Here is a 9,160-nt window from a genome sequence, read left to right as displayed (position 1 = left end):
GTTCGTGGGCGTCGCTCTCGACGCGGTCACTCGCCCTCCTCGCGCAGCTGGGCCGCGATGGCGGCCGCGAAGCGCGCCACGAGCGACGCCGGAGGCTCGATCGCTCCCTGCTCGACGCCCACGACCGTGCTGAGCGGCGCGCCGGCGCGATCGGCCAGTGCCTGCTGCGACATGCCCGCATGTGCGCGCAGGGCTGCGAGTGACGCCCCCGCGCGAGATTCGACCGGCATGTCGCAAAGCATGCCAGGTCTTCGACACATGCGCAACCATCTGTCGATGCTCCGGTGGAAAAGCTGCGCTGGTTGTCGAACGATCGTCGAAGACTGCCCCTGGGCAACGGCACTCGTGCGGATAATGGTCGGTGAGAGCAGGAACGGGGTCGAGCGATGTCCATCCACCTTCGCGGCGCGAGCGCCGCCGAGCGCGCCCACTACGCCGAGCTCGTCCGCCCCGCCCGCTTGCGCCGAGGGCTGAGCCAGCAGACCCTCGCGAGCCTCGCCGAGGTCGACCGGACCACCGTGAGCAACATCGAGCGAGGCGCGGGCGCGCCGCAGGAGGATGTCCTGCGACGGCTGTTCGCCGCGCTCGGGCTCGCGACCGATGCGCAGCCGCGCGATCCGGAGGTGGAGCTGTGGATCGCGGTGATGTCGGAGCTGCTTTCGAGCGTGCCCGCCGACCGTCGCCACCTCGCGGCCGACGCTGCGATCGCGACGCTCGCCGCGCACGTGCGAGCCGGCGAGGTGTCAGCGGTCGGCTCTAGGGTCACCGCCATCCACGACGACGGCGGACTCGAGGAGCGCGACATCCATGGACTTGCAGCGCGGCGCGGCATCGCTCGAAGGGACGAGCCCCACGCTGAGTGACCTCGAGCGGCTGTGCGGGCAACTGCACCTCGAGGTGCACATCGCAGCACTGCCGCAGGGCTTCCTCGGCGCCTTCGACCACGAGCGGCAGCGCATCCTGCTCGCCCGCGGGCTCACCCCCGTCGAGCAGCGGTCGGTGCTCGCGCACGAGCTCGGGCATGCCCTGCTCATGCACGTCGGCTCGTCGAGCGCCGACGAGCGAGCGGCTCAGCGCTTCGCGGCCCGCGTGCTCATCGACCCCGGCGCGCTCGCCGCGGCGTGCAGGTGGGCGCGCGACGACGTCGAGCTCGCCGACGAGCTGGGCGTCACGGTCGACATCGTGCAGAGCTACCGGGAGCAGCTGGGCAGTCGGCGCGCCGCTTGAGCGCGTCGCCCGGCGGCGCTCAGCCACGAACGATCCGTGGAGCGCTCAGCGGTCGGGGATGGGCGCCGGCTCGACGCCGAGCGGCGCGAGGCGCGAGGCGCCGCCGTCGAGCGCGGTGAGCACCCAGATGCCGCCCGAGTGGACGGCGACGGAGTGCTCCCACTGGCACGCGTCGGAGCCGTCGGCGCTCCGCACCGTCCAGCCGTCGGCGTCGACGGTCGTCGCGGTGCCCTTCGCGTGGATGATCGGCTCGATCGCGACGCACAGTCCCGGCTTCACCGCGGGTCCCATGACGCGCGTGCGGTAGTTGAAGACCGGCGGCTCCTCGTGCATCGCGCGGCCGATGCCGTGGCCGATGTAGTCCTCGCTGATGCCGTAGTCGCTGTGCGCGTCGATGTGGTCCTCGATCGCGACGCCGACCTCGCCGAGCTGCTTCGCCCCGGCGAGCGCGGCGATCCCGGCCCACAGCGCGTCGTGCGTGACGTCGCTCAGCCGCTGCCTCGCATCCGTCACCGCGGGGTCGCCGCCGGGCACCACGACCGAGATCGCGGCGTCGCCGTGGAAGCCGTCGATCGTGGCGCCGCAGTCGACGGTGACGATGTCGCCCGGCTGCAGCGGGGTGTCGTTCGGGATGCCGTGCACGACGACGTCGTTGACGTTCGTGCAGAGGGTGTGCTCGTAGCCGGGCTCGAGCTGGAAGTTCGGCACGGCCCCGTGCTCGCGGATGACGCGCTCGGCGATCGCGTCGAGCTGGAGCGTCGTCACGCCCGGCGCGATCGCGCGCTCGACCGCCTCGAGCGCGAGCGCGGTGATGCGGCCCGGCTCGCGCATGCCGGCGAGCTCGCGGCGCGACTTGTAGGGGCCGCGGCCGCGCATCAGGCCTCGACGCCGCGTGCGGCGAGACCCGCGAGGATGCGCTCGGTCACCTCGTCGACCGCGCCGATGCCGTCGACCTCGACGACGAGGCCGCGCTCCTCGAAGATCGCGATGAGCGGGGCGGTCTCGCGCTCGTAGACGTCGAGGCGGTGGCGGATGACCTCCTCGGTGTCGTCGCTGCGGCCCTGCTCGGCGGCGCGGGCCGTGAGGCGGCGGACGACCTCGTCGGTGTCGGCGACGAGGCGCACGACCGCGTCGAGCTGCTCACCGCGGCGCAGGTTCACGCCGTCGAGGTACTCGACCTGCCCCGCCGTGCGAGGGTAGCCGTCGAGCAGGTAGCCGCCCTCGGCATCGGGCTGCGCGAGCCGGTCGTCGACGAGCTCGTTCGTGAGCTCGTCGGGCACGTACTCCCCCGCGTCGAGGATCGCCGTGACCCGCTTGCCGAGCTCGGTCTGGTCCTTGATGTTCTGACGGAAGATGTCCCCGGTCGAGACCGCGGGCACGCGCAGTGCCGCGGCCAGCCGAGCTGCCTGGGTGCCCTTGCCCGCTCCGGGCGGGCCGACGATGAGGAGGTTCGCCATTTAGCGGATGAGCCCTTCGTAGTGGCGCTGCTGCAGCTGCGCGTCGATCTGGCGGACCGTCTCGAGGCCGACGCCGACGATGATGAGGATCGATGCCCCGCCGAACGGGAAGTTCTGGTTCGCGCCGACCGTCGCGAGGGCGATGAGCGGGATGAGCGCGATGAGCCCGAGGTAGAGCGATCCGGGGAAGGTGATGCGGGTGAGCACGTAGTCGAGGTACTCGGCCGTCGGGCGGCCCGCGCGGATGCCCGGGATGAAGCCGCCGTACTTCTTCATGTTGTCGGCGACATCCTCGGGGTTGAAGGTGATCGCGACGTAGAAGTACGTGAAGCCGACGATGAGCAGGAAGAACACCAGCATGTAGAGCGGGTGGTCGCCGGTCGTGAAGTTCGCCTGCACCCACAGCACCCAGTCGGCGGGCGCGGTGCCGTCGGCCGGCATGTTGAACTGCGCGACGAGCGCCGGGAGGTACAGCAGCGACGAGGCGAAGATGACGGGCACGACGCCGGCCATGTTGACCTTGATCGGGATGTAGGTCGACTGCCCGCCGTACATGCGCCTGCCGACCATGCGCTTCGCGTACTGCACGGGGATGCGGCGCTGGGACTGCTCGACGAAGACGACGAGGCCCATGATCAGGACGCCGACGAGCAGCACCATGATGAAGGTGTTGACGCCCTGCGTCTCGAAGATGATGCCGAGGGCGCCGGGGAAGGTCGCCGCGATCGAGGTGAAGATGAGGAGCGACATGCCGTTGCCGATGCCGCGCTCGGTGATGAGCTCGCCGAGCCACATGATGAGGCCCGTGCCGGCGGTCATGGTGATGATCATGAGCGCGATCGACCACCAGGAGTCGTTCGTCAGCAGGTTCTGGCACTGCGGGAGCGAAGGGCCGCCGGTGGCCGAGAAGAGGGCGCCGGAGCGGGCGACGGTGATCAGGGTCGTCGACTGCAGCACGCCGAGCGCGATCGTGAGGTAGCGCGTGTACTGGGTGAGCTTCGCCTGGCCCTGCTGGCCCTCCTTGTAGAGGGTCTCGAAGTGCGGGATGACCACGCGCAGCAGCTGCACGATGATCGCGGCGGTGATGTAGGGCATGATGCCCAGCGCGAAGATGCTCAGCTGGAGCAGCGCGCCGCCGGAGAAGAGGTTGACGAGCTGGTAGAGCCCGGTCGCCTGGGAGTTGGCCGCGATGCACTGCTGCACGTTGCTGTAGTCGACGAACGGCGCGGGGATGAACGACCCGAGCCGGAAGATCGCGACGATCGCGAGCGTGAAGAGGATCTTCCGACGCAGGTCGCGCGTCTTGAAGATGCGTGCGATGGCACTGAACACGTGCAGCCTTCCGGAAATGGCAATCGGGGCGGTCCGCGCACGGACCGCCCCTCAGCCTACTTACTTGACGGAGCCGCCAGCGGCCACGATCTTCTGCTCGGCCGCCGCCGACACCTTGTCGACGTCGATCGTCAGCGCGACGGAGAGCTCGCCGCCGGCGAGCACCTTCACGAGCTCGTTCTTGCGGACGGCGCCCTTGGCCACCAGATCGGCGACCGTGACGTCGCCGCCGTTCGGGTACAGCGACTGCAGCTGCCCCACGTTGACCACCTGGTACTCGGTGCGGAACGGGTTCTTGAACCCGCGCAGCTTCGGGGCGCGCATGACGCTGTTGAGCTGCCCGCCCTCGAAGCCCGCGCGCACCTGGTAGCGGGCCTTCGAGCCCTTGGTGCCTCGACCGGCCGTCTTGCCCTTCGACGCCTCACCGCGGCCGACGCGCGTGCGCGCGGTCTTCGCGCCCGGCGCGGGCCGGAGGTGGTGCACCTTGAGCGACGGCAGCTCGGTCGACTCGTTCTTGTCAGTCATTCTGGATCTCCTCGACCTTGACGAGGTGCCGAACCGTGTTGACGTAACCGCGGTTCTGCTCGTTGTCCTCGCGCTCGACCGACTGGCCGATGCGCTTGAGGCCCAGCGAGCGGAGCGTCTCGCGCTGGTACTGCTTCTCGCTGATCACGGACTTGATCTGCGTGATCTTCAGCTTGCTCACTTGGATGCCGCCTTCGCGATCTCGGCCTCGTGCTTCGTGAACTCGGCCTGGATGCGCGCGAGCTGCTTGGGCAGCACGCGGTCGAGGTCGAGGCCACGACGAGCGGCGACGGCGCGGGGCTCCTCGAGCATCCGCAGCGCCGCCACGGTGGCGTGCACGATGTTGATGGAGTTCGACGAGCCGAGCGACTTGCTCAGGACGTCGTGGATGCCGGCGCACTCGAGCACGGCGCGCACGGGGCCACCCGCGATGACACCGGTACCGGCGGCAGCGGGACGCAGCAGCACGACGCCGGCAGCGGCCTCGCCCTGCACGGGGTGCGGGATCGAGCGGCCGATGCGGGGGACGCGGAAGAAGTTCTTCTTCGCCTCCTCGACGCCCTTCGAGATCGCCGTCGGGACCTCGCGGGCCTTGCCGTAGCCGACGCCCACGAGACCGTCGCCGTCGCCGACGACGACGAGCGCCGTGAAGCTGAAGCGGCGGCCGCCCTTGACGACCTTCGAGACGCGGTTGATCGTGACGACGCGCTCGAGGAACTGGTTCTCCGTGCGGTCGTCGCGGCGGCCGCGCTCGTTGCGGGTGCCGCGGTCGCGGCTCCCCCGGCGCTGCTCGCGCGGCTCGTCGCGGTGGTCGGCCGTCGTCGCGGCCTCAGCAGCAGGCTGCTGCGTGGTGTCCGTCACCTGCGTGTCCTTGTTCTCTTCGCTCACAGTCCCAGCCCTGCCTCTCGTGCGCCGTCGGCGATCGCCGCGACTCGGCCGGCGTAGCGGTTGCCGCCGCGGTCGAAGACGACCGACTCGATGCCGGCAGCCTTGGCGCGCTCGGCGACGAGCTCGCCGACCCGCTTGGCCTTCGCCGTCTTGTCGCCGTCGAAGGCGCGGAGATCGGCCTCCATCGTGGACGCGGATGCGACCGTGACGCCCTGCGAGTCGTCGACGACCTGCACGAACACGTGGCGTGCCGAGCGGGTGACGACGAGGCGCGGCACGAGCGGGGTGCCGACGATCTTCTTGCGCAGGCGTGCGTGACGACGACCGCGGGCAGCCGACTTGCTCTTGCCTCGGGTACCGATGCCCATCACTTACCAGCCTTTCCAGCCTTGCGGCGGATCTGCTCGCCCGCGTACCGCACGCCCTTGCCCTTGTAGGGCTCCGGCTTGCGCAGCTTGCGGAGGTTCGCAGCCACCTCGCCGACGGCCTGCTTCGAGATGCCGCTGACGGTGACCTTGTTGTTGCCCTCGACCGTGAGCGTGATCCCGGCGGGCGGGTCGACGTTGATCGGGTGCGAGTAGCCGAGCGCGAACTCGACCCCGGTGCCCTTGGCCTGCACGCGGTAGCCGGTGCCGACGACCTCGAGGGACTTCGAGTAGCCCTCGGTCACGCCGACGATGTCGTTGGCGATGAGGGTGCGGGTGAGGCCGTGCAGCGAGCGCGACTCGCGCTCGTCGTCGGGCCGGGTGACCTGCACCTGGCCGTCGGCGACCTCGACCTCGATGGGCTGCGCGACCTGCAGCTGCAGCTCGCCCTTCGGGCCCTTGACGGTGACGACGCCGTCGTTCACCGTGACCTCGACACCAGCGGGGATGTCGATGGGGAGACGTCCGATTCGTGACATGTCAGCTCACCACACGTAGGCGAGGACTTCCCCGCCGACGCCCTTCTGCTCGGCCTCACGGTCCGTGAGGATGCCCGAGCTCGTGGACAGGATCGCGACGCCGAGGCCGCCGTGCACCTGGGGGATCTCGGTCGAGCGCGCGTAGACGCGCAGGCCCGGCTTCGAGACCCGCTTGATGCCGGCGATCGCCCGCTCGCGGTTGGGGCCGTACTTCAGGCCGAGCGTGAGGGTCTTGCCGACGCGTGCGTCCTCGACCTTCCAGCCCGTGATGTAGCCCTCGCGCTCGAGGATCTCGGCGATGTTCGCCTTCAGGGTCGACGACGGCAGCGTGACCTCGTCGTGCATCGCCGTGTTGGCGTTGCGCAGACGCGTCAGCATGTCGGCGACCGGATCGGTCATCGTCATGGATGTTCTCCGTTCTGGTTTCGCTGCCCGTTCCGCGGACAGCGACCTTGAATCTGCTCGGCGCCGGCGGCGCCGATGGGGTCAGGACTGGAAGGGGAAGCCGAGCGCCTTGAGCAGCGCGCGACCCTCGTCGTCGTTCTTCGCCGTCGTGACGACGGTGATGTCGAAGCCGCGGACGCGGTCGATCTTGTCCTGGTCGATCTCGTGGAACACCGACTGCTCCTGGAGGCCGAAGGTGTAGTTGCCGTTGCCGTCGAACTGCTTCGGGCTCAGGCCGCGGAAGTCGCGGATGCGCGGGAGGGCGAGCGTCAGCAGACGGTCGAGGAACTCCCACATGCGGTCGCCGCGCAGCGTGACGTGCGCACCGATCGGCATGCCCTCGCGCAGCTTGAACTGCGCGATCGACTTGCGGGCGCTCGTGACCATCGGCTTCTGCCCGGTGATCTGGGTGAGGTCGCGGATCGCGCCCTCGATCACCTTCGAGTCGCGCGCGGCCTCGCCGACGCCGGTGTTCACGACGATCTTCGTGAGCCCCGGCACCTGCATGACGTTGGCGTAGCCGAACTCCTCGCGGAGCGTCGGGATGATCGTCTCGCGGTACTGCTGCTTGAGCCGCGGGAGGCGCACAGCGGTGTCAGTCATTGCTCTTGATCTCCTTGCCCGACTTCGTCGCGACGCGGACCTTCGTCGTGGTCGTGACGCCGTTCTTCTCGGCGGTCTTGACCTCGCGGCGCACGCGGGTGGGCTTCTTGGTCTCGGGGTCGACGAGCGCGACGTTCGACACGTGGATCGGGGCCTCGTGGGTCTCGATGCCGCCCGTGCGGGTGCCGCGGTTGGTCTGCCCGACCTTGATGTGCTTGGTGACGAGGTTGACGCCCTCCACGATCACGCGGTTCTGCTCGCGCAGCACCTCGATCACGCGGCCGGTCTTGCCCCGGTCGCCGCCGCGCGACTCGCGCGCGCCTGCGATGACGACGACGAGGTCGCCCTTCTTGATGCTGGCCATGGGTCAGATCACCTCCGGTGCGAGCGAGACGATCTTCATGAAGCGCTTGTCGCGGAGCTCGCGACCGACGGGACCGAAGATGCGGGTGCCGCGGGGGTCGCCGTCGCTCTTCAGGATGACCGCTGCGTTCTCGTCGAACTTGATGTACGAGCCGTCGGCGCGGCGCGTCGACTTCACAGTGCGGACGACGACCGCCTTGACGACGTCGCCCTTCTTGACGTTGCCGCCGGGGATGGCGTCCTTGACCGTGGCCACGATGGTGTCACCGAGGCCCGCGTAGCGACGGCCGGAGCCGCCGAGCACGCGGATGGTCAGGAGCTCCTTGGCGCCGGTGTTGTCGGCGACCTTGATGCGGGATTCCTGCTGGATCATTGTGGATCTCCTTCGAGGCCGAGGCCTACTTGGCCTTCTCGAGGATCTCGACGATGCGCCACCGCTTGGTCGCGCTCATCGGGCGGGTCTCTGCGATCAGGACGCGGTCGCCGATGCCGGCTGCGTTCTGCTCGTCGTGCGCCTTGACCTTGGACGACTTGCGGATGACCTTGCCGTACAGCGGGTGCTTCACGCGGTCCTCGACCTCGACGACGACCGTCTTCTCCATCTTGTCGGAGACGACGTAGCCCATGCGCGACTTGCGGTATCCGCGCTGGACGCTCTCGTCCTTCTGCTCGGTAGCCATCAGTTGTCCTCAGCCTTCTGGTCCTTCTCAGAAGTCGCGGCCTCGTCGGCCTTCTTCGACTTCTTCTTGTCCGCAGCCTTCTCGACCGGCGCCGGCGAGGCGCTGATGCCGAGCTCGCGCTCGCGGATCACGGTGTACAGCCGCGCGATGTCGCGCTTGACGGCGCGCAGGCGGCCGTGCGAGTCCAGCTGGCCGGTGGCCGACTGGAAGCGGAGGTTGAACAGCTCCTCCTTGGCTCGCTTCAGCTCGACGACGAGTCGCTCGTCGTCCATGGTGGCGAGCTCGGCGGGCATGAGCTCCTTGGAACCGATCGCCATTATGCGTCAGCCTCCTCGCGCTTGATGATGCGTGCCTTGAGCGGCAGCTTGTGGATGGCTCGCGTCAGCGCTTCGCGCGCGAGCTGCTCGTCGACACCGGCGACCTCGAAGAGGACGCGACCCGGCTTGACGTTGGCGACCCACCACTCGGGCGAGCCCTTGCCGGAGCCCATGCGGGTCTCGGCGGGCTTCTTCGTGAGGGGACGGTCGGGGTAGATGTTGATCCACACCTTGCCGCCACGCTTGATGTGGCGGGTCATCGCGATTCGCGCGGACTCGATCTGCCGGTTCGTGACGTACGCAGGCGTGAGCGCCTGGATGCCGTACTCGCCGAAGCTGACCTTCGTGCCACCGGTCGCCTGGCCCGAGCGCTTCGGGTGGTGCTGCTTGCGGTGCTTGACTCGACGGGGGATGAGCATG

18 protein-coding genes are annotated in these 9,160 nt (G+C 69.2%); 2 read left to right on the top strand and 16 right to left on the bottom strand.

Annotation, left to right across the window (positions count from 1 at the left end; all coding sequences use genetic code 11):
• Window positions 1-26: 26 nt before the first annotated feature.
• A complete protein-coding gene (locus tag ACP7BI_RS04305; RefSeq protein ID WP_425843959.1) occupies window positions 27-230 on the bottom strand; it encodes a helix-turn-helix domain-containing protein in 204 nt (67 codons plus the stop codon).
• Window positions 231-386: 156 nt separating this feature from the next.
• Between ACP7BI_RS04305 and ACP7BI_RS04300 the strand changes: the two genes are divergently transcribed.
• Both ACP7BI_RS04300 and ACP7BI_RS04295 read left to right on the top strand, forming a co-directional pair.
• Window positions 387-863: a helix-turn-helix domain-containing protein gene (locus ACP7BI_RS04300; protein ID WP_425843957.1), complete on the top strand. Its 477-nt coding sequence runs from the start codon at window positions 387-389 to the stop codon at window positions 861-863.
• The gene (locus ACP7BI_RS04295; RefSeq protein WP_425843956.1) at window positions 808-1,227 is read left to right on the top strand and encodes an ImmA/IrrE family metallo-endopeptidase; all 420 of its coding nucleotides are present in this window, start codon (window positions 808-810) and stop codon (window positions 1,225-1,227) included. Before ACP7BI_RS04300 ends, ACP7BI_RS04295 begins: the two co-directional genes overlap by 56 nt.
• A gap of 45 nt (window positions 1,228-1,272) precedes the next feature.
• On the opposite strand, the gene map is transcribed toward ACP7BI_RS04295, so the two are convergent.
• The 15 genes from map to rplP form a co-directional block, all read right to left on the bottom strand.
• Window positions 1,273-2,103, bottom strand: coding sequence for a type I methionyl aminopeptidase (gene map, locus ACP7BI_RS04290; RefSeq protein ID WP_425843954.1), 831 nt, complete (start codon window positions 2,101-2,103; stop codon window positions 1,273-1,275).
• Window positions 2,103-2,684 (bottom strand): adenylate kinase, encoded by a 582-nt coding sequence (locus ACP7BI_RS04285; RefSeq protein WP_425843953.1) that lies wholly within the window; start codon window positions 2,682-2,684, stop codon window positions 2,103-2,105. Before ACP7BI_RS04285 ends, map begins: the two co-directional genes overlap by 1 nt.
• Window positions 2,685-4,016 (bottom strand): preprotein translocase subunit SecY, encoded by a 1,332-nt coding sequence (secY, locus tag ACP7BI_RS04280; RefSeq protein WP_208063914.1) that lies wholly within the window; start codon window positions 4,014-4,016, stop codon window positions 2,685-2,687.
• Window positions 4,017-4,076: 60 nt separating this feature from the next.
• On the bottom strand, window positions 4,077-4,541 hold the full coding sequence (gene rplO, locus ACP7BI_RS04275) for a 50S ribosomal protein L15 (protein ID WP_425843951.1): 465 nt from the start codon (window positions 4,539-4,541) through the stop codon (window positions 4,077-4,079).
• Complete coding sequence (gene rpmD / locus ACP7BI_RS04270; RefSeq protein WP_021010879.1) at window positions 4,534-4,722, bottom strand: 50S ribosomal protein L30; 189 nt, start codon at window positions 4,720-4,722, stop codon at window positions 4,534-4,536. The genes rplO and rpmD overlap by 8 nt, the downstream gene beginning before the upstream one ends.
• Window positions 4,719-5,429, bottom strand: coding sequence for a 30S ribosomal protein S5 (gene rpsE / locus ACP7BI_RS04265; RefSeq protein ID WP_021010880.1), 711 nt, complete (start codon window positions 5,427-5,429; stop codon window positions 4,719-4,721). Before rpsE ends, rpmD begins: the two co-directional genes overlap by 4 nt.
• Entirely contained in the window at window positions 5,426-5,797 is a 372-nt protein-coding gene (gene rplR, locus ACP7BI_RS04260; protein WP_021010881.1) for a 50S ribosomal protein L18, read from the bottom strand. The genes rpsE and rplR overlap by 4 nt, the downstream gene beginning before the upstream one ends.
• Window positions 5,797-6,333 carry a 50S ribosomal protein L6 gene (gene rplF / locus ACP7BI_RS04255; protein WP_211446660.1) on the bottom strand — a complete coding sequence of 179 codons (537 nt, stop codon included), beginning with the start codon at window positions 6,331-6,333 and terminating at the stop codon, window positions 5,797-5,799. The genes rplR and rplF overlap by 1 nt, the downstream gene beginning before the upstream one ends.
• 6 nt (window positions 6,334-6,339) lie before the next feature.
• The gene (gene rpsH / locus ACP7BI_RS04250) at window positions 6,340-6,738 is read right to left on the bottom strand and encodes a 30S ribosomal protein S8 (protein WP_425843950.1); all 399 of its coding nucleotides are present in this window, start codon (window positions 6,736-6,738) and stop codon (window positions 6,340-6,342) included.
• Window positions 6,739-6,819: 81 nt separating this feature from the next.
• Window positions 6,820-7,380, bottom strand: a complete 561-nt coding sequence (gene rplE / locus ACP7BI_RS04245; protein ID WP_211446663.1) for a 50S ribosomal protein L5 — start codon at window positions 7,378-7,380, stop codon at window positions 6,820-6,822.
• Window positions 7,373-7,744 carry a 50S ribosomal protein L24 gene (gene rplX, locus ACP7BI_RS04240; RefSeq protein WP_211446665.1) on the bottom strand — a complete coding sequence of 124 codons (372 nt, stop codon included), beginning with the start codon at window positions 7,742-7,744 and terminating at the stop codon, window positions 7,373-7,375. The genes rplE and rplX overlap by 8 nt, the downstream gene beginning before the upstream one ends.
• Before the next feature lie 3 nt (window positions 7,745-7,747).
• The gene (rplN, locus tag ACP7BI_RS04235; protein WP_425843948.1) at window positions 7,748-8,116 is read right to left on the bottom strand and encodes a 50S ribosomal protein L14; all 369 of its coding nucleotides are present in this window, start codon (window positions 8,114-8,116) and stop codon (window positions 7,748-7,750) included.
• Between the two features lie 25 nt (window positions 8,117-8,141).
• A complete protein-coding gene (rpsQ, locus tag ACP7BI_RS04230) occupies window positions 8,142-8,423 on the bottom strand; it encodes a 30S ribosomal protein S17 (RefSeq protein WP_211446667.1) in 282 nt (93 codons plus the stop codon).
• A complete protein-coding gene (gene rpmC, locus ACP7BI_RS04225) occupies window positions 8,423-8,740 on the bottom strand; it encodes a 50S ribosomal protein L29 (RefSeq protein ID WP_211446669.1) in 318 nt (105 codons plus the stop codon). The genes rpsQ and rpmC overlap by 1 nt, the downstream gene beginning before the upstream one ends.
• Entirely contained in the window at window positions 8,740-9,159 is a 420-nt protein-coding gene (gene rplP / locus ACP7BI_RS04220; RefSeq protein WP_211446671.1) for a 50S ribosomal protein L16, read from the bottom strand. Before rplP ends, rpmC begins: the two co-directional genes overlap by 1 nt.
• Window position 9,160: the final 1 nt, after the last annotated feature.

This window comes from Agrococcus sp. TSP3-2-1, from assembly GCF_049897585.1.
Classification (GTDB): Bacteria; Actinomycetota; Actinomycetes; order Actinomycetales; family Microbacteriaceae; genus Agrococcus.
This window is presented reverse-complemented; position numbering and strand designations above follow the sequence as displayed.